This is a genomic window from Collinsella sp. AM41-2BH (genome assembly GCF_003468085.1).
Classification (GTDB): Bacteria; Actinomycetota; Coriobacteriia; order Coriobacteriales; family Coriobacteriaceae; genus Collinsella.
Window position 1 is genome coordinate 1 of record NZ_QSGH01000003.1, and the last position, 19,549, is coordinate 19,549.

Consider the following 19,549-nt stretch of genomic DNA (forward strand, 5'->3'; position numbering starts at 1 on the left):
GCTGGGGTAGAGGTGGTAGAAGCCGTCGAAAAGGCTCTTGAAGCCAAAGGCTTGCTGCCAGTCCGCCATTCCTGCGCGCGCCATGCCCGCGCGGTTGTAATGGTTGAACCCGGCGGCGCTCGACATGCCCGAGCCGATGCCGACGATGATGGCGTCGGCATCGTCGATAAGGCTTCGAAGCCTACGCGCTTCTCTTTCTAGGGGTGGCATCGGGCGATCTCCTCGAAGGCCGGGGTCATATCGCCGTCAACGAGAATCGTCTCGCACGAGGCGTCGGGCGCCATGGCCTGGCTGTAGTTGAACACGATGTAGGTGGCGTGCTCGCAGACGTTCGCGATCTGGGCGAGCATGTGCTTTATGATGCCGTTGCGCAGTCCCACGCCAAGTTCGAGGATGGCGACCCTGCCGTTGCGATGGGCTTGCACAAGGCGCTCGAGCTCCTCGAGCTGGGCCGTGGCGAGGGCGTCTGGATGGGCGAGACGCCGCTCGTCGATCGACGTGCGTATGCTCCCCTCCGTCTCGAGCACGCGGTTCTCGTTGAACCCTGCGCGTACGAAGTGCCCGTCGATATTGCACGTGATCACGAAGGTGTCAGCGTGCTCTGTAAGACGCCGCAGCCCGTTCATGAGCGGGCTGGGCTCATACTCGACATACTCCTTTTGATGGAACCGCTCGACCCATCGGCTTCGCACGCTGGCATCCGGGGAGGCGAGCCCCTGCAGTATGCAGCCGATGCCGTCGGCCTGAGCGAGGTCGCCGTACGCCTCTCGGAAATGAGCATCGGCGCAGAAGAGGTTGAGCCCCTCTGCCATGTCCAGCCCGTTGCTGGCGCCGATGATGACAAGATCCGCCTCGGCTAGCGCCCTGCCTATGCGAACTGCTTTCACCGTTTCCATGTGCTACCTCCCCAGCGTCTTGCGCACGTCGGCGAGCACGTCGGCGATGTCGGCGCGAACGGCGAGCCCCCAATCCTCGATCGCGCGGGGGAGAAACTGCGTCCTGTTGTTCACGGCGATGTAGCTAGCCTGCGACAACTGCGCCGTGAGGGCCCAGAACGGCTCCTGGATAAACGCGGGCGTCATGCGGCCCACGCCCAGCTCGAGGAAAAGGATCCTCTGCCGCGCGTGCGCGTCGAGCCAGTCGGACACCTTGTGGTACTGCTCCTCGTAGAGCTCGCCCTGCAGGAAGTTGCCGTAGCCGCGAACCCAGGGGAACGCCTCTGCCCCGCAGTGCGGGCAGCGCGGCACGAGCTCTGTCGGAACCTCAAGGCCGTCTCCCATGGCCTCTACCATGTTGGAGACCGGCTCGACCGCATCCCACACCGCGTCGGTGCAACAGCGGGAGCACTGAAAGAAGCGGTGGTCGCCTTGGATCTCTGCCACCTTCTCCCAGGGGTAGAGCTTCACAAACTGCGTGTCCTGGTTGGTGGTGAGCACGAAGAAATCCTTCTCGGCGAGAATGGCGTCGAGGTCCTTGTAGGGCTTGCGCAGCGGGGCGTTGAGCGTGGTGTCGAGGAAGGTGGCGAGGTATCCCCAGCGCGCCTCGGCGGTGGGCCAGCGGTAGAACGACCCCTCGAAAGCGCCCTTGAAACCGTAACGCTCGGCGAATTTGCCGAAATGCCTGCGATAGGTTGCGTTGTCCTCGTAATAGAAGTCGCCGCCGCCCGCCGCGGAGAGCCCAGAGGCCCCGCCCACCAGCACGCAATCGGCTTCCTCGATCATGCGGGCGAAGTCCCTGATTTGCTGGTCGTAGGGCTCGGGCTCGCGGTCACTCAGCTCATAGGGCGTGCCGCCGCTGCGGTAGGCGGCCTGAAGGGAAAACGATTGGTTGGTGAGCTCGATAACGAGCTGCTCGTACAGGGTCACTGGATACCTTCTTTCAGCTATTATAAACAGGTGTCTATAAAAAGTATCCATGTCGATTTGCTTAAGAGCAATGAACAGCTTCGGCCTGCTGTCGATAAACGAGCGTTTGCCGGGCATTGTCGAGCGTTGCAATTGGAGGGGTAATGGAAGCGGGGAAGATCGATCGTCGCCGACGCTATACACTCTCGGTCATACGGGAGGCGTTCTTCGCGCTGCTGGCCGAGGTCGGCTTCGCGAAGATGACGGTAGCGGATATCTGCCGACGCGCCGATATCAACCGTGGCACGTTCTATCTGCACTACGAGGACAAGTTCGCCCTGCTCGACGCGCTTATCGACGAGGCCTTGGCGGCGGTGCCGCCGCTCGAGGGAACGGAGGCGGGCGCCCTCTGCCAGCGTCCGCCGGCAAACGATGACTATTATCTGCTCTACTCGGATGACGACGCGTACGCCCGGGTGGCACAGCGCGTCGTCGAGCGCGGCGCCGAGCAGATGGTTCCCTCGATCATGGAGGAGACTGGGCTTTCGCGCGAGGACGCCTATCTGCTCTTCGTCCACAACGTCCAGGGAAATCTCGCGGTCAACCGCCTGCTCGGTTGGAGGCGGGGACCCGAGTTCACCCATGCCCAGGAACTGCTCAGCACCTATTCCGAAGGAGGCTTGCGAGCGGTTACGACTCGCCATGATTCCTGCAGTTCATCTTGACTGCGGGTCATTTCAGGCAGGCGGCGCAGCTATGAACAAGAAGATTGCATGGCAATCAGCACTAGCGGAAATGCTTGCTGCCCTTACCAAGAGGAGTGCTGATTGCCATGCGTTGATGCTCCCGCGGACAATTCCGTCAGCCACCGCTTGCATCCATTTTGGCTAGCTCTGCATACCGAACATGGCGTTGAAGAGCGTGATCTGCTCCGGGGTGAGCTGTGCAATGCCGTTTTTATCGTTCTGCATTGGGTCCCTTTCGCTGGTGTCTCGTGCAATCGAATGTAGCGCGAGTACATGAATAGGGGCGCATTCCCTCAAGTGCCGTATAGAACAATTTTTAAACGCAGAAAAATAACTGAAAACAAATTAATCCGCGTTAAAATATTGTCAAACAGAAGTTAATGAGGGAAGGTTGCGTATGCGTCGCAAGGCAGACGAGCTACTTAGGGAATGGCGAGACAGAGCTGATAGAAAACCTTTGCTGGTCAAAGGCGTGCGCCAGTGTGGCAAGACCTATTTGCTCAGAACGTACGCCCAGGATCTTTTCGAATCGGTTGTCTACGTTAATCTTGAGAACGACCGGTCGGCGCGAGCGGATTTTTCGGGCGGTCTTGACCCTCATTCGATTGTGCGCGCGATCGAGGCTCGTACGGGACAGCGTATCGTGCCTGGCAAAACCTTACTGTTCATTGACGAGATCCAGGCATGCGAGGAAGCGCTCACTTCCCTTAAATACTTTTGCGAAGATGCTCCCGAGTATTACGTTGCGGCTGCCGGGTCGCTTCTTGGGGTTGCCATTAACCATCAGTCGTATTCGTTCCCCGTCGGAAAGACCGACTTGATCGAGATGACTCCACTCGATTTCGAGGAGTTTCTCTGGGCAATGGGGCACGATCAGCTGGTCGATGAGATACGCTCGTCATTCGAGTTAATGGGTCCTCTTGCGCCAAGCCTTCATGAAAAGGCGCTTAGGCTCTATCGACAGTATCTTGTTGTTGGCGGAATGCCCGAGGCGGTCCAAACGTATATCGATGATCAGTCAATCATTGATGTGGCCGAAAAGCATCGGATTATTCTCGACGGATATTCCGCCGACACCAATAAATATGCTGATGAACGCTTGAGCGCAAAGACGCGTGCGTGCTTCGATTCCATTCCACAGCAGCTTGCCAAAGAGAATCGCAAATTTCAATACAAGGTAGTGCGAGCGGGGGGCAATGCGTCTCTCTTTGGAGATGCTCTCGATTGGCTTGTATTGTCGGGTACGGTGGCGCGCTGCAGCCTAGTCGGGCAGATCGAAAGCCCTTTAGAGGCCTTCGTTAACCCTTCTGCTTTTAAAATCTATCAGGCGGATACAGGGCTGCTGGTCTCCAAGGCCGGTGCTCAACGCGCCGATATTCTTGCCGGTATCGGCGGCACATTCATGGGTGCACTTACCGAAAACTACGTTGCCCAACAGCTTTCAGCCATGGGTTATCCACTGCATTATTGGGCGCGAGATAATCGTGCGGAAATCGACTTTGTAGTAGAGAAGCAGGGATGCTTGTCTGCGATTGAAGTCAAGGCGGGGGAGAACACAAGATCTCGAAGTCTGTCCTCACTTAAAAAGACCCATCCGGGCGTGCGCCTTATCAGGCTATCGACTAAGCCCTTTGGAATGAATGATGGGCTTATGTCTGTTCCGCTTTATGCGGCATTTTGTCTATAGGGATGATGCTGGTGTAATGCATGGGGCCCGGGGCGCAGCGTTTACTGCGCTCCGGGCCCCGCTGCTTTGTAAAACCATGACGGTTTAGTCGCCGTTGTTTTAGTCAAACAAACTCGGCATGTCATTTTCCTTCATGAGGGCGCCGGCGGAGGGCAGGCTCTGCGCGGTGAACTTCTCGGCCGAGACGCCGGCGCCAAGGATTTCCTCGGTCGTGCCGACGGTGGTGACCGAGCGGCCCTTCTTGGCCGTAAAGGCCTGGACGCCCTGCGTGTTGGTGGTCGTCTTGGTCTTGAGCAGCGACGTGTTGAAGTTCATCAGACGGTAGTCGCTCGAGACCAGCGCGATGTCGCGATCTTCCTTGAGCACCTGGGCATACAGCAGCTTGCTGCCACCATAGATGGCGTTTTTGAGGCGCTTGCGGTTGGTCTTGGTAACGTATCCGGCAAGCGCGACACGCACCACGCGGCCGTTCTCAAAGACGAACAGCACGTCGGCCTTGTAGTCCTCGGGGTCGATGACCCAGATGACGTTCTCGTCGGGTTCCATCTCAAGATCGGTCGGCAGGTACGAGCCCAGCTGTGCCGACTTGGTGTCCTCAAACGCCGTGACCTTGCACTTGTACACCTGGCTCTTGTTGGTAAAGACCAGCAGCTCGTGGGTGTTGGAGGACGGGAACTCGATAAAGGGTTTGTCGCCGTCCTTGTACTTGAGCGTGGTCGCCTTCTTGAGCACGCGGTCCGTCATCTTCTTGAGGTAGCCATCGCGCGAGAGCATGATCGTAACCGGGTACTCCTCGACCTCGGGCTCCAAGCTTACCTCGATAACCTCATGGGGCTCGATCCTGCCCGTGCGGCGCGGCATCACGTACTTCTTGTTGACCGCGGCCAGCTCGTCGCTGATGACCTTCTTGATGTTCTCTTCGCTCGAAAGGATCTCCTCAAGCTCGGCAATCTCACCCTCGAGCTTAGCGATGTCCTTGGTGCGGTTGAGGATGTACTCCTCGTTGATGTTGCGGAGCTTGAGCTCGGCGACAAACTCGGCCTGGGTCTCGTCGATGTCGAAGCCCTTCATAAGGTTGGGCACGACCTCGGCCTCGAGTTTGGTGCCGCGGATGATGGCGATCGCCTTGTCGATGTCGAGCAGGATCGCCTCAAGGCCGTGCAGCAGGTGCAGGCGCTCGGACTTTTTGCCCAGGTCAAAGTTAATGCGGCGACGCGTGGACTCAATACGCCACTTGACCCACTCGCGCAGGATCTGGCGCACGCCCATAACACGGGGATAGCCGTCGACGAGCACGTTGAAGTTGCACGAGAACGAGTCCTGCAGCGTGGTCGAGCGATAGAGCTTGGCCATGAGCTTGTCGGGGTCGACGCCGCGCTTAAGGTCGATGGCGATGCGCAAGCCCGAGAGGTCGGTCTCGTCGCGGATGTCAGCGATCTCTTTGACCTTGCCCTCCTTGGAGAGCTTGACGATGCGCTCGATGATGACATCGGTCTTGGTGGTGTAGGGGATCTCATACACCTCGATGATGCGCTCTTCGGGAATCCAGCGCCAGCGGGAGCGAATCTGGAAGCTGCCAAGACCGGTCTCGATGATCTTCTCCATCTCCTCGCGGCGGTAGATAATCTCGCCGCCGGTCGAGAAATCGGGCATGGGCATGTACTCGAGCAGATCGCAGTCGGGGTCCTTCAGGTAGTGCATCGTGGCGGTGCAGACCTCGTTGAGGTTGAAACCGCAGATATCGGATGCCATGGCGACGCCGATGCCCTTGTTGGCCGAGACGAGGATGTTGGGGAACGTGGTGGGCAGCAGGCGTGGCTCCTTCATGGCACCGTCGTAGCTGTCAACGAAGTCGACCGGGTCCTTGTCGATGTCTTTGAAGATCTCGGCGCTGATGGGGGAGAGCTTGGCCTCGGTATAACGCGAGGCGGCGTAGCTCAGGTCGCCCGAATAGTACTTGCCAAAGTTGCCCTTCGACTCCACGAAAGGAGCAAGCAGCGCCTCGTTGCCCGTGGCCAGGCGCACCATCGTCTCATAGATCGCGGCGTCGCCGTGCGGGTTGAGCTTCATGGTCTGGCCGACGATGTTGGCGCTCTTCTGGCGCTCGCCCTTGAGCAAGCCCATCTTGTACATGGTGTAGAGCAGCTTGCGGTGTGAGGGCTTAAAGCCGTCAATCTCGGGGAACGCACGCGAGACGTTGACGCTCATGGCGTAGGGCATGTAGTTGACCTCGAGCGTCTGCGTGATCGGCTGGTCGGTGACCTCGGAGTGCAGGCCGATGACGTTCTCGGCGTTGACCTGCTTTTTCTTTGGCTGGTTCTTCGTCTTTTTCTTTGCCACGATATCCTCTTGAACTTCTTATGGGCCGTCGTTATCGATTTGCTGCTATTGCAGGTCCAGCTGGTCCAGGTATTCCTTGCCGTGCTCCGAGATATGGCGCTTGCGGCCCGCCTCGTCGTTGCCCAGCAACAGGTTGAACATGGTCTCCATCTTGGTGACGTCCTCGGGTTCCACCTTGATCAGGCGGCGCGTCTCGGGGTTCATGGTGGTAAGCCACATCATGTCCGGGTCGTTCTCACCAAGACCCTTGGAGCGGTTGATGGAACACTTTTGGTCGCCGATCTCTTTGAGGATGCCGTTCTTCTCGAGCTCGGTGTAGGCAAAGTAGGTCTTTTCTTTGCAGTTGATCTCGTAGAGCGGCGACTCGGCGATATACACGTAACCCTCGTCGATAAGTGTGGGCACCAGGCGGTAGAGCATGGTGAGCACGAGCGTACGGATGTGATAACCGTCGACGTCGGCGTCCGTACAGATGATGACCTTGTTCCAGTTGAGGTTGTCCAGGTCAAAGGCACCCAGGTTCTTGATGCGCTTGTCCTTGATCTCCACACCGCAGCCCAGCACGCGCATAAGGTCCATGATGATGTCGGACTTAAAGATGCGCGGATAGTCCTCCTTCAGGCAGTTGAGGATTTTGCCTCGGACGGGCATGACACCCTGGAACTCGGCATCGCGCGAGGTGCGAATGGCGCCTGCTGCCGAGTCGCCCTCTACGATGTAGATCTCGCGGCGGCTCTTGTCCTTGGAGCGGCAGTCGATGAACTTCTGCACGCGGTTGGCCATGTCGGTCTTCTGCTGTAGGTTGGCCTTGATGCTCTGACGCGTCTTCTCGGCGTTCTCGCGCGAGCGCTTGTTGATGAGCACCTGCTCCATGATCTTGTTGGCGGCGTCTTTGTTCTCGATCAAGTAGGTCGAGAGGCGCTCCTTGAAGAATGCCGTCATGGCCTGCTGGATAAAGCGGTTGTTGATGGCCTTCTTAGTCTGGTTTTCGTAGGACGTCTGGGTGGAGAAGCAGTTGGTCACCAGCACCAAGCAGTCCTGGACGTCCTGCCATTTGATGCCGCTCTCGTTTTTGTTGTACTTGCCCTGTTGCTTGATGTAGGCGTCGATGGCGCTGGTCAGAGCACTGCGGGCCGCCTTCTCGGGCGAACCGCCGTTCTCGAGCCACGACGAGTTGTGGTAGTACTCCTGCATCATGAAAGTGCGCGAGAAGCACATACAAGCAGTGATTTTTACGTTGTAATCGGGCAGGTCCTCGCGATCGCGACCGCGACGGTCGGCCTCGATAAAAAAGGGCTCGGTAAGGTAGTCGGTACCGACCTTCTCGAGCACGTAGTCCTCGATGCCCTTGGGATAGCAAAAATCCTCTTCGGAAAACTCGCCATTGTCACCCTCAATGCGCAGGCGGAAGGTCACGTTGGCGTTGACCACGGCCTGGCGGCGCATGGTCTCGCGATACCAGTCGTGAGGGATGCTAATCGAGGTAAAGACCTCAAGGTCGGGGCGCCACTTGATGGTGGTGCCGGTACGGTCCTCGTCGCTGGGCTCAATCTCGAGTGCCTTCTTTTTAGCGCCGACGACCTTGCCCTTCTTAAAGTGCAGAGAGTACTTGTTGCCGTCGCGCCAAACCGTGACGTCCATGTATTCGGAGGCGTACTGGGTCGCGCACGAGCCCAGACCGTTGGTGCCGAGCGAGAAGTCGTAGTCGCCGCCCTGGTTGTTGTTGTACTTGCCGCCGGCGTAGAGCTCGCAAAAGACGAGTTCCCAGTTAAAGCGCTTCTCGGAGGGATTCCAGTCGAGCGGGCAGCCACGGCCGTTGTCCTCTACCTGGATAGAGCCATCGCGAAAGGCGGTAAGGGTGATGAGCTTGCCGTAGCCCTGGCGTGCCTCGTCAACGGCGTTGGACAGGATCTCGAAGGCGGCATGCGCGCAACCGTCGAGTCCGTCCGAGCCAAAGATGACGGCGGGGCGCAGGCGTACGCGCTCCTCGTCCTTGAGCTGGCGGATACTGTCGTTACCATAGTTTGCGGTGTTTTTTGCCATACTCGCTCTCTCGGTGCTCCTTTGCTGCGTTTAAGTCATATAGATAGTCAAGGTAGCATAGCCCAGGCCTCGGACGATTCTACCTAACACGAATTCCATCGAACGCGCGTTCGGAGTCGGGCACCTTTGGCTTCTGCGGTCATTCCCTGCGCGGTGTGGTGCTCGTGTTAAAACCGTGGCTTACCGGCTGGTAGAATTGCCGCATCAAGACTGCATGTTGTTTGAGGGGGCGCAATGACCGAGAAAGAGAAGATGGAGCGCGGGGAGTGGCATGATGCCAACTTTGACGAGGAGCTCCTGGCGCAACGCGCGAAGGCGGAGGCGCTCTGCCATGACTTTAATATGGCAAAACCCGGCGGCAACGCGCAGCTTGACGCTCTGAAATCCTTGCTCGATACCGATCTTCCGCAAGGGCTGACGGTCCTCTCTCCTGTTTACTTTGACTACGGGAGCAAGACGAGCTTTGGTAAGGGCTGCTTTGTAAACCATGGCTGCTACTTTATGGACGGTGGCTCCATTACCTTTGGTGACAACGTGTTTATCGGGCCGTTTTGTGGCTTCTACACCGCTTCGCACCCCCTAAAGGCAAAGGACCGCAACTTGGGTCTCGAGAAGGCTCTGCCCATCGTTGTCGGCGATAACTGCTGGTTTGGCGCGAACGTGTCCGTGCTGCAGGGGGTTACCATCGGCAGTGGTTGCGTTATTGCCGCGGGCAGCGTCGTGACGGAAGACCTTCCGGATAATGTGGTGGCGGCAGGCGTCCCTGCAGTCGTCAAGAAGGCCATCGAGCAATAACGAAGCCCTTAAACGATAGTGCCCCACTGTCCTCGGTGGAATGCGGGGCGAGGAAGCCGAGCTCGACTCCTCTGACGATATCTAATGCGTAATGGGCCGGCTCTGGGCATCCAGAACCAGCCCATTTTGATGTTCGATGAGCCGAGTCGGCGTCTCTCACAAAAGCAACTAGGAGCTAGCGAGGCCTATCCGATTTGGCCTCATTGGCGGTGTCGGTTTCGAGCGCCGTGCGGCGGGCGCTGTAGGCGACGAGGCCGGCGCCTGCCGCGGCGAGTGCTGCAGCGGCTGCCGTAAGGGGAGCATTGACATCGCCCGTGCCTGCAAGCGCGCCCGCTTTTCCGAAGCGCTTGTTATTGCCGTGGTCCTTGCCACTGCCGGAGCTGCTTCCGCCGGAGCCGCCGTCCTCATCGGTACCGCCGCCACTCGAGCCACCATCGCCGTCTGCTGTCATCGGGGCGTCGTGAAGTCCTGTCGTATCCGCGCTGTCGCATACGCCGACCTGAACTTCTGAGCGTTCGCATGCCGCGTCGGGCACATGAAGCTCGTGCAATACGGCACCCAGCGCCGAGTTTGCGCCCGGTCGAATTTCCTTGAGCGTTACGGGATCGAGCGCCACCAGGTCACGCGCCTTCGCATGCAGCGTGACGCGTTTGCCCACCTCGTCGCCCCAGCTCTCCGGGATGGCAAAGCTCATGCGGAATTGTGCCGTGCAGCCCGGTGCCAGCACGGCGTTGCCGTTGTCGGCAACCAGCGGGTGCGTTGCAAAACGTGCGTCCAGCGTCTCGAGCGCGTACTTCACGTGTGCTATGTCGTTGGCCGAAGCGTCCTCGGCAAGCTCTGGATCGTAGATCGAAGCCATGCGTGCGTTCGCTCCGAATCCGATGGATGCGCTGGAGAACGGCTGGCTGGAGCCCTCTCGGTACAGATCGATCGTGCCGGCGGTCAGCAAGGTGTTGCCGTCGTTTCGCACCGTGACCATGAAGGATTCGCCTGCTGCTCCGGGAACCACTGCGCCCGAGGTAGCGACCGCGCCCGTCGGAGTGGCACACGCCACCAAGGGCACTTCGATGCCGTGCAGCTCTGCCTCGCTCTTCTCCGCGCTCACAATGTGCGTGGCGAGCGCGGAGAGCATGCCTCCCGACGTCAAAAATGTCGTTATCTGATCGACGGGATGGTCCAGCTCGCACATCACGAACGGTTCCGTGAAAAGATCGAACGGTTCCGTGAAAAGATCGCCTGCCAAGGTGCTGGCGAAGATGCGGAAGTGCTTGCCCATCACTGCTACCGGGTTGCCTTCTTCGTCGTAGGTTTGTCCCACCTTGCCGTCGGTGTTCTCTACATAGAGCACGCATCTGCCGTTGTTGCTTACGCTAAACGATGCCGGGCCACAGCCTGCGGCACCCACAGGCTGCGTTGCAAATGCCGATGCGCCTCGCGTCCAAGTAATATGCTGCAGTTGCTCGTTGACGGTTGCCAAAAAGCCCGAATGTTGTGGCCACGGCACCGCACGGGGTACCGTGGCGTCTGGTGACATAACGCCCCAGCCTGCAATGGACTGGCCGATCACGGCGTACGATGCGCAGCCGCAACCGTCTGCGGTCTCGTACGCAACGGGCACCACCATTTTGCCGTTGATATTCTCGGGCTCGCCCAGCTCGATACTCGACGGTGCTTGCGGAAAGCGGAGGACCTGACGGAACGTCAGGCTGTCGTCCGAAACGTCCGACCACAGGGTAAAGCACTCCAGCGCAACCACAGCTTCGCTGCCGAGCGCCTTTTCTGCGGTGGCTCCGCGGCGGTGAAGGTAAGCACCCGACAGGCGTCCGTCGACCAGCGTCTTGCCCACCGTGATGCGCGGGCACTGCAGGCAATGGTAGCCATCCTCTTGCAGGCGGCCGCGCGAGATGCTGCGCCACGACGTGTGCGACATCACGCGAACTCCGCCGTTGCTTATGCGCAGGCGCACAACGGACAGTATGCCGGCTGTGCTTGCCGTATCGAAAAGGGTGTTGTCGCCGTCGGGGCGCTCGCCCGAGACCAGCAGCACGTAGGCGTCCTGGTTTCCTCTTCCGTCCGTGTATTCCACCACGTCGAAGTCGTAATCGTATATGCCGTCGCGCTCCACGTCGCCCTCGCCAAACCCAAGGGGGAAGTCCACGGGCGTGGGGGCAGACCACGTGCCGTTTGCCTTTGTGTGCACCACCAGGCGCGAGCGGCCATTGTCGCCGTAGCGCACCGAGGCGATACGGAACAGGCATTCTACGCCGGCAATCATTGCCAGCTTCATGTGAGCTTCGCTGAGCACGCCGGAAAACAGCACGTTGTCGCTCGAGGGCTTGATGCCGCCACGCTCGTCCTCCGACACGCCGGCAGAATTGGCGTTGGGGTCCGCAACGGCGTTCGTTGCCTGACCGATGTAGGTGTACTCGTACATCGGCGCGGCGTTTTCGTCGTTTTCCATCAGTGCGTGGACGAAATGCTCAACCTGTCCCGTGTCGTCGCTTTCTGCATCCGCCTCGAGCTCAATGCGCGTGACCGCTTGATCCCAATCGCGCACGACAGGCGCGACGTTTACGGCAGTGGCCTTAACCTCGGCGCGTGCGAGTAGCTCGGCGTTGGTGACGATGGTGGCCGATGCGATAAATTGCGGCACGCCGCCCGCCTCGATGTTGCCGGGCGTGCCGAAGCGGGCATCCAGCGTATAAGGCGTATCTCCACCCAAGGCCAGCTCAGAGCGCTGGAGTACATACTGGTCGCCATTGTTCACTGACATATTCCACGAATCGGCGAGTGTGGGCCACGACCCCGACCAGGCCTTGGTGGTCCACTTGAACATCACGAACTGGAGTATCACGTCGACATCGACGTCTGCACCTACGCGCAGTCGCGGAAGCTGGTGTCCATCTGCCTTCTCGTACCCAATGAACAGCGTGAGGGATGCGGCGCCGCGCACGGCGGACGAAGCGACGCCTGCAACGCCGGCTCCAAAGGTGACGGCAAGTCCGATCTGGATGGTGAACGAGCCCGACGTGTTTGAATAGTCGAGCGAAATGTTTTTAAAAAATGCCGCGCCGCTGCCGTGCGTGTGGGCACCTACGGCGAGCGCCAGCTTCGCCAGCACCCAGGGGTTGACGTTTAGGAAAAACGGCACCGGTCCTAGGGTAAACTGCTCGGTCCAATTGAGGTCGGTTCTTACCTGGAAGAGGGCCTTAATATTGCCGTATGCGGGGTCGTTGTTGTTGCCCCAGGTTTTGCCCACCCAATCGTAGGCGAGCGAGCCGTACAGCTGCGTGGCGATATCCATCGTGAACAGCAGCGTGCAATGGTGGCGAAGGAGCTTGGTGTTTCTTGGATCGGTACCCGAACCGGCACTCATACTCTTGTACTGATTCCACTTCCCCTCCATCTCATCGAGGTAGCGGTTTGCCTGCTTGGCGCCCGACTCACGCGGTGACTTCTTCCAGTACTCCGGATCAGGATTGCCCGAATCGTTCATATAGCTGGCTGGTTTGTATCCTCCGCCAAACAGCACGTATCCAGCAAACGAGAAATCGAAGAGGATTGGAAATGTGGGCATCCAACACGTGAACTTATTACCACCGATGCCGGGAAACGATGCGGGGAAATCAAACGGAGTGACCCCTTGGTCCATGGTGGTGGGAATGATGGTGGTCGAGCCCGATTCCGCCTTTGCGGCCGGCGCGGTGACAACGGCCATGGGGGAGGAGAGCGTGTAGGTTTTGCCCTGATAGTCGAGGACAAAGCGCAGCTTGCACCCTTCTTCCAGAAGGCCCGATGCCGCATCGAGGAACTTATCTTCGAGCGTGAACGTTGCCAGATTATTCGCACCCGATGCACTGGCCTTGATCTGGCCGATCTGCGTGACGGTTTCGGGTGAGCTGCCCGCGGCAGGCGTCACTTTGTTAATGCGCAGCGTTGCCTGCCCACCCTGCGGCAGATGAGCCTGTACAGTGAAGGTGTGCGTGTCGGGCTGCTCGTTTGCCGTGTCGTCCTTCGGCAGTGCCATGAACGTGGCTTCAGCGTACTGGATGTCCCATTCGTCAAACGTGAGCTTGCGAAAGTACGGCTGACCATCGGAGAGTGGACGCGTGGGAGCGGTAATGGCAGTACCGCCCAGAATGCGAGCGAGGGGAATCTCGACATCGCGGTAGCCTTTCATGCTGATGGAGATACCGCCGTTAAAGTCGTACGCGTCGAGAAGCGTTACCTCGTCCACGTAGCCTTCCGAAAGCGGCGCGATCTCAAAGATGGCCGTGCCTTCGTCATCGGTCGTGGCGGTGAGCTGCTTGCCTGCGGCATAGCGCGATGTGAGCGTGACCTGGGCACCCGCGATGGGCGTATTCTTGTTGGCGACGTCGACCACGACCACACCAAACATGGTGCGCGAGAGAACGAGCACCCTGAAGGGGTCTTTTTCGTCGGCATGGGCTTCGGTGGGCGCGAACGGCAATATGAAGGCGTTTGCGCTTCCCGGCACGCGCGGCAACATAATGCTCGCCAGCGAGGACGCTCCGGCAACAAGTAACGAACGGCGATCAAGCATCTTGGGCTCCCATCCCGCAAATATCGGTGGAAATAATCCAATTTTGCGAGAAGGCGCTTCGTGGTGGTAGTGCCGTTCAAGGGTCAAAATGTCCAAATTGTTCGAGCGAAGCGCCGGGTTCCGGAACGCGTTCGATGCGCTTGGCAGCCCGGTCGCTAACGCAACATGTGTGCGACCAGCTCGGCGCGTGTGCCGATGCCAAGCTTTGCGTATACGCCGGATAGGCGGTTTTTGACGGTGCCCGGCGATACTCCCATATGGCGTGCGATTTCGGCGTTGGTCCATCCGCGGCAGGCGAGCATGGCCATGGTGAACTCTGTGGTCGTTAAATCGTCGGCAACGTCCTCGCCCGAATCGGGGTTGTGGATGCGCCGCCAGCCGTAGCTGAATCGATACGTAATCTCGATGATGCGTGCGAAATCGTCGGGGTATTGCGATTTTAGGCATGCCTCGATGAGTCCCTGCAAAAGGCCATGGTGTTCGCCGATGAGTTCGATAAGGCCGTCGGGGCGCGCAATGTCCCAAGCGGCGCCAAAGTGCGCTTTTGCGGCGTCGACGTCTTTGAGACTCATACAGGCCATCGAGGCCGACAAGTGCAGGAATAGCTCCGAGATGGGGTAGCTTCCCTGTTTCATAATCAGGGCGTTTTCCGCCATGCCCAGGCTGCGGCCGTATTCGCCGCGCAGATACAACGCGTGCGCCATCACGTAGCTGGCGAACAGGCGCAGGCCTTCGGGCAGATGCGCCGCAAGTGGATAAAACTCTTCGGCAGAATACGGGGAAGGCAAGTGCAGCAGGACACTCGCGGCCGAGGCGAACAGGATATGCGTGGCGTGGACGGCGGGTGATTCCTCGCCGGCCGGCGTATCGAGGATGCCAGCAAGGCACCGGCGGGCGTCGGCGATACGGTTGAGCGACAGACTGGCGTATCCGCAGATAAAGCATGCGGAATAGCGTAGCGCGGAATCGGTGGCGTCAAGATAGGGGCGCGCCGTCTTGGCAGCGAGGGCGGCCTGTCCGCGAAAGTACAGCGCTTCTGCCGTGGCAATGGCGCGCGAATCGGGGTCGGAAATGCCTGCAACCGCAGCGTCGATCTGCCCTGGCGCAAAGGCGGTGCACATCAACGGCATGGGAACGCATGGGTAGCCATCGCAGTCCATCTTCCATCTCCCAACAGCTGGCAACAATAGCAACAATTGTACTCCTGTTGCTCGGGACTGGAATTTGTGGGTATCGTCTACGATTATGCCGAACGTATAAAGGAAGAGCCCATTGGCGATGCTCCCAAGGTGGCTACCGAAGCCTAGCTGACCTCGACATTAGGAAAAATTGCCACCCCTGCAAAAAGCTCTGTCGCAGCGATGGGAAACGAACTCCGCTCTGCATATAATGAGGTCATATGACGGTGCGTCTGCATACACGCGGCGCATTTCCATCGAACCGAGAAGGAGCTCTGCATGGATCCCAACAAGCGTCCCGACGATATGGTGCGTATCACCACTCCCGAACTTGCCCAGGCGTTCATCGAAGAGCAGGTCGCTGCAATCCGCGAGCAGATCGGCGACAAGAAGGTCCTGCTGGCCCTTTCCGGCGGCGTCGACAGCTCCGTTGTCGCGGCCCTGCTCATCAAGGCTATCGGCAAGCAGCTTATCTGTGTGCATGTGAATCACGGCCTTATGCGCAAGGGCGAGAGCGAGCAGGTCGTCGACGTCTTTAAGAACCAGATGGACGCCAACCTGATCTATGTTGACGCCACCGATCGCTTCCTGGATAAGCTCGTGGACGTCGAGGAGCCCGAAGCCAAGCGTAAGATTATCGGCGCTGAGTTTATCCGCGTGTTCGAGGAGGAGGCCCGCAGGGTCGGCGACGAGGTCAGCTTCCTCGCCCAGGGCACCATCTACCCCGACATTCTGGAGTCGCAGGACGGCGTGAAGGCTCACCACAACGTTGGCGGCCTGCCCGAGGACCTGCAGTTTGAGCTCTGCGAGCCCGTTAAGCTGCTGTATAAGGACGAGGTGCGCGTCGTGGGCCGCGAGCTCGGCCTGCCCGAGAACATGGTTGAGCGTCAGCCGTTCCCCGGTCCTGGCCTGGGCGTCCGCTGCCTGGGCGCCATCACCCGCGACCGTCTCGAGGCGCTGCGCGAGGCCGATGCCATCGTGCGCGAAGAGATCGACAAGGCCGGCCTGACCATCTGGCAGTACTTTGCCGTAGTGCCCGATTTCCGCGCTACCGGTGTGCGCGAGGGCAAGCGCGCCTACGACTGGCCCTGCATTATTCGCTGCATCAACACCGTCGACGTCATGACCGCTGAGGTGCCCGAGCTTGACTGGGCGCTGCTCAAGCACATTACCGCCCGCGTGACCGCCGAGGTCCCCGGTATTTGCCGCGTTTGCTACGACCTCACGCCGAAGCCCGTTGGCACGGTCGAGTGGGAGTAAGCTAACTCAGCTGGTAGGCGACGAGAACTAGCAGATGTGACAAAGGGACAGTCCCTTTGTCACATCCTCGATATTATGTGCGGGATGGTACGCCACGCGGCGTGCCATCCCGTTCGTTATTTTAATGAGCCGAGTGCGCGAGTGGGAAGAGTCACGAGCATGGTCGTTCCGCGCTCCGAGCTCTCTTCGACCTCGATGGAGCCGCCGTGGAGTGCGGCAATCTCCCAGACCAGTGCAAGCCCCAGCCCCACGCCGCCATATGCCCTGCTGCGCGATTTGTCGACGCGAAAGAAGGGCTGGAAGATGCTCGTCTGGTATTGCTCGGGAATGCCCGGCCCTTGGTCACGCACACGCAGCAGCACGCGGTCGCCTTCGGCACGGGCGCTGATTTGCACGGTCGAGCTGGGCGCGCTGTAGCGTATGGCATTCTCAGCCAGGTTGAACAGTAGCCGATAGATCAGCGTGTCGCTGCCGATTGCTTGCGCGTCGCCCTCGCTTGCAAGCGTGATGTCTTTTTGCTCGGCAAGGGGCGCCAGGTCGGTGAGCACTTCTTCGATCATCGGCGCCAAGTCAATCGCGTCGTTGCAGGGAACACTGCGCAGCTCGCTCATCTCGAGCAGGGTCTTTGTCATGTGCGTCATTCGCTCGGTCTGCTCCTGCAGCAGCCGGAGCAGGCTCGCTGTATCCGCATCGGCGTCGGGGTGCTCGGTGCAAAACAGCTCAACCTGGGCTTGCATGAGCGCAAGTGGCGTGCGCAGCTCGTGCGCCGCATTGCCCGTAAACTGTCTTTGTGCGGAAAATCCCTCGTCAAGGCGGGAAATCATGTCGTTAAACGACGCGCTGCAGCGCCTGAGTTCAGAGGGCACGTCCTCGCTGATCTTTGTGTCGGCGAGGTTGTCGGGCCGCACGCTCTCGACTTGCGCCGCAAAGGAGCGCAACGGCTGCAGCGCATGTCCGCTCACAAAGTAGGCCAGCACGCCACCGAGCAGCGTCACCGCCGCGGTTATGCACCAGCTCGTCGCGCTAAACGATGCTTGGGCGTCACTCACGACGATGGTCAGCTCGTCATCGAGCTCTTTGCTTGCCGGGTCAAATGAGCTGGGCGATGCGGTCTCCACCTTGCTGTGCGCCGACGCTTCTGCACCAATCGAGTCCATGTAGCGCATGCCGGAGTAACCAACCAGACAATTCATAAGTACGCAGGTCGAACATACCAGCAGGGCCGTCATTAACGTGATGCGCCACTGCAGCGACAACCGCTTCATTTGCCGTCCTCCATAACGTAGCCTTCGCCGATTCGGTTGCGGATGGGGTCGTGCCCCAACGCGCCGCGCAGCTTTTTGCGCAGCGACGAGATATGAACGCGAGTTGCGTTGCTAAAGCTGTTTACGCTGCTATCCCATACATGCTCGATAAGCTCTTCCTGGCTCACCGGCCGCCCCTGGTTAAGCATCAGGTATTCCAAGATGCCGGTCTCCTTGCGCGTGAGGGATAGAACCTCGTCGCCTACGGAGGCGGCGCGTGCTTTAGTGTCAAAGTTCAGCGGTCCGCAGGTCAGGACAACGTCGCTTTGCGTAAAGCGCCTGAGCGTGAGGCTACGTATGCGTGCCGCCAGCTCGTCAAGATGGAATGGCTTGGTGAGGTAGTCGTTGGCGCCCGCATCGAGCCCCGCCACCTTGTCGGAGACCTCGCCACGTGCCGAGAGCACGAGCACCTTGGTCTCGCAATCGGTTGTTCTGAGTTGCCTGAGCACGGTCATGCCGTCGACATGGGGGAGATTGAGGTCGAGTACGACAAGATCAAAGGTCTCGATATCGAGCAGATCGAGGGCCTGCTGTCCATCGTGACAGCAGTCGACGCTGTACGCCAAGTTTCGCAAGCTGTGCGCGATTGCATCGCACAGCGCCCGCTCGTCCTCGACGACCAAGATGCGCATAACGTTCTCCTTGCATAGTCATTCACGCTTAACACGGATTTTATAGTCGGTATGGTCCAATGGGTCGCGAAACGAAAGGAGTGGTCAGATTGTTCAAAGCGATTAAGCCTGTGGCGCAGGTGGCTTTGCTGATCGTTGGGGTAGCCATGGTGTGCTTTGGCGTTATGCGCGGCGAGGCAGATGCCGTGCTGGCCAAGGCAATCAGGCTGTGCTTGGAGTGTATCGGAATTGGATAAAAGAAAAAACACTGCATCGCATCTTTTGGCGAGATTCCGCGGATTGATTCAGGCGGCGGCGACGCTTGCGACCAATATTCACCTGCCTAACTTTGCCAAGGGCGGTATCTACCAGGGAGCCGGCAAAGCCGTCTGCGTGCCGGGGCTTAACTGCTACTCGTGTCCAGCGGCCTCGGGTGCGTGCCCCATCGGGTCGTTTCAGTCGGTGGTGGGATCGTCTAAGTTCAGCTTTTCGTATTACGTCACCGGAACGCTCATTCTAATCGGCGTGCTACTGGGACGTTTTGTATGCGGCTTTTTGTGTCCGTTTGGATGGCTGCAAGAGCTTCTGCATAAGATTCCCAGCAAAAAGCTCTCCACGAAAAAGCTCAAGCCGCTCACGTACATCAAGTATGCCGTGCTACTGTTTGCCGTGGTGCTGCTGCCCGTCTTGGTGGTTAACGATGTGGGTATGGGCGACCCGTTCTTTTGCAAGTACATCTGCCCGCAGGGTGTGCTCGAGGGCGCGATTCCGCTGTCCATCATGAATACGGGAATCCGCTCCGCGCTGGGAAAGCTCTTTTCTTGGAAGCTCGCGATCCTCATTGTGGTTGCGGTGCTGAGCGTGCTGTTCTACCGCCCCTTCTGCAAATGGATTTGCCCCCTCGGTGCGTTTTATGCGCTCATGAACAAGGTGTCTTTGCTGGGGATCCAGGTTGACCAGTGCAAATGCGTCTCGTGCGGCAAGTGCGCCAAGGTGTGTCAAATGGACGTGGACGTTACGCGTACGCCCAACCATGCCGAGTGCATTCGTTGCGGCAAATGCGTGGGCGCGTGCCCCGTCGATGCTATTAGCTTTCGCTATGGGCTGGGTGTGACGGGCGACAAACCCGCGCAGTCCACGCAAGCCTGCGAAAACAAATAGGTACCTATATAAGTTT

At 59.1% G+C, this 19,549-nt stretch carries 14 protein-coding genes and 1 pseudogene; 6 read left to right on the forward strand and 9 right to left on the reverse strand.

Features of this window, described 5'->3' with window-relative positions:
- From DW899_RS02240 to DW899_RS02250, 3 genes and pseudogenes are all read right to left on the reverse strand, one after another.
- A pseudogene (locus tag DW899_RS02240) lies at window positions 1-210 on the reverse strand (hypothetical protein); the annotation flags it as partial.
- Window positions 198-812 carry a hypothetical protein gene (locus DW899_RS02245; protein ID WP_158566551.1) on the reverse strand — a complete coding sequence of 205 codons (615 nt, stop codon included), beginning with the start codon at window positions 810-812 and terminating at the stop codon, window positions 198-200. The gene DW899_RS02245 and the pseudogene DW899_RS02240, both read right to left, overlap by 13 nt.
- 87 nt (window positions 813-899) lie before the next feature.
- Window positions 900-1,865 carry a hypothetical protein gene (locus DW899_RS02250; RefSeq protein ID WP_199411147.1) on the reverse strand — a complete coding sequence of 322 codons (966 nt, stop codon included), beginning with the start codon at window positions 1,863-1,865 and terminating at the stop codon, window positions 900-902.
- Between the two features lie 143 nt (window positions 1,866-2,008).
- Between DW899_RS02250 and DW899_RS02255 the strand changes: the two genes are divergently transcribed.
- Together DW899_RS02255 and DW899_RS02260 are read left to right on the forward strand one after the other, a co-directional pair.
- Window positions 2,009-2,569: a TetR/AcrR family transcriptional regulator gene (locus tag DW899_RS02255; protein ID WP_117799863.1), complete on the forward strand. Its 561-nt coding sequence runs from the start codon at window positions 2,009-2,011 to the stop codon at window positions 2,567-2,569.
- A gap of 418 nt (window positions 2,570-2,987) precedes the next feature.
- A complete protein-coding gene (locus DW899_RS02260; RefSeq protein WP_117583295.1) occupies window positions 2,988-4,277 on the forward strand; it encodes an ATP-binding protein in 1,290 nt (429 codons plus the stop codon).
- Window positions 4,278-4,376: 99 nt separating this feature from the next.
- On the opposite strand, the gene DW899_RS02265 is transcribed toward DW899_RS02260, so the two are convergent.
- Complete coding sequence (locus DW899_RS02265; RefSeq protein WP_117799864.1) at window positions 4,377-6,617, reverse strand: DNA gyrase subunit A; 2,241 nt, start codon at window positions 6,615-6,617, stop codon at window positions 4,377-4,379.
- A 45-nt stretch (window positions 6,618-6,662) separates the two neighbouring features.
- Complete coding sequence (locus tag DW899_RS02270; RefSeq protein WP_117799865.1) at window positions 6,663-8,660, reverse strand: type IIA DNA topoisomerase subunit B; 1,998 nt, start codon at window positions 8,658-8,660, stop codon at window positions 6,663-6,665.
- Window positions 8,661-8,894: 234 nt separating this feature from the next.
- On the opposite strand from DW899_RS02270, the gene DW899_RS02275 reads away from it, so the two are divergent.
- Window positions 8,895-9,455, forward strand: a complete 561-nt coding sequence (locus DW899_RS02275) for a sugar O-acetyltransferase (protein ID WP_117799866.1) — start codon at window positions 8,895-8,897, stop codon at window positions 9,453-9,455.
- A 175-nt stretch (window positions 9,456-9,630) separates the two neighbouring features.
- On the opposite strand, the gene DW899_RS02280 is transcribed toward DW899_RS02275, so the two are convergent.
- Both DW899_RS02280 and DW899_RS10635 read right to left on the reverse strand, forming a co-directional pair.
- Window positions 9,631-14,019 (reverse strand): hypothetical protein, encoded by a 4,389-nt coding sequence (locus tag DW899_RS02280; RefSeq protein WP_117799867.1) that lies wholly within the window; start codon window positions 14,017-14,019, stop codon window positions 9,631-9,633.
- Between the two features lie 155 nt (window positions 14,020-14,174).
- Window positions 14,175-15,179 (reverse strand): helix-turn-helix transcriptional regulator, encoded by a 1,005-nt coding sequence (locus DW899_RS10635; RefSeq protein WP_199570245.1) that lies wholly within the window; start codon window positions 15,177-15,179, stop codon window positions 14,175-14,177.
- Window positions 15,180-15,476: 297 nt separating this feature from the next.
- Here DW899_RS10635 and guaA point away from each other — a divergent pair, with 297 nt between their 5' ends.
- Window positions 15,477-16,457 carry a glutamine-hydrolyzing GMP synthase gene (guaA, locus tag DW899_RS02290; protein ID WP_117799868.1) on the forward strand — a complete coding sequence of 327 codons (981 nt, stop codon included), beginning with the start codon at window positions 15,477-15,479 and terminating at the stop codon, window positions 16,455-16,457.
- Window positions 16,458-16,573: 116 nt separating this feature from the next.
- Here guaA and DW899_RS02295 read toward each other — a convergent pair whose 3' ends face one another.
- Window positions 16,574-17,722: a HAMP domain-containing sensor histidine kinase gene (locus DW899_RS02295; protein ID WP_117799869.1), complete on the reverse strand. Its 1,149-nt coding sequence runs from the start codon at window positions 17,720-17,722 to the stop codon at window positions 16,574-16,576.
- On the reverse strand, window positions 17,719-18,393 hold the full coding sequence (locus tag DW899_RS02300; protein ID WP_117799870.1) for a response regulator transcription factor: 675 nt from the start codon (window positions 18,391-18,393) through the stop codon (window positions 17,719-17,721). Before DW899_RS02300 ends, DW899_RS02295 begins: the two co-directional genes overlap by 4 nt.
- Before the next feature lie 89 nt (window positions 18,394-18,482).
- Between DW899_RS02300 and DW899_RS02305 the strand changes: the two genes are divergently transcribed.
- Together DW899_RS02305 and DW899_RS02310 are read left to right on the forward strand one after the other, a co-directional pair.
- Window positions 18,483-18,629 carry a CD1871A family CXXC motif-containing protein gene (locus DW899_RS02305; RefSeq protein WP_197032205.1) on the forward strand — a complete coding sequence of 49 codons (147 nt, stop codon included), beginning with the start codon at window positions 18,483-18,485 and terminating at the stop codon, window positions 18,627-18,629.
- Window positions 18,574-19,533, forward strand: coding sequence for a 4Fe-4S binding protein (locus DW899_RS02310; RefSeq protein WP_117799871.1), 960 nt, complete (start codon window positions 18,574-18,576; stop codon window positions 19,531-19,533). Before DW899_RS02305 ends, DW899_RS02310 begins: the two co-directional genes overlap by 56 nt.
- The last annotated feature ends 16 nt before the right edge of the window (window positions 19,534-19,549 follow it).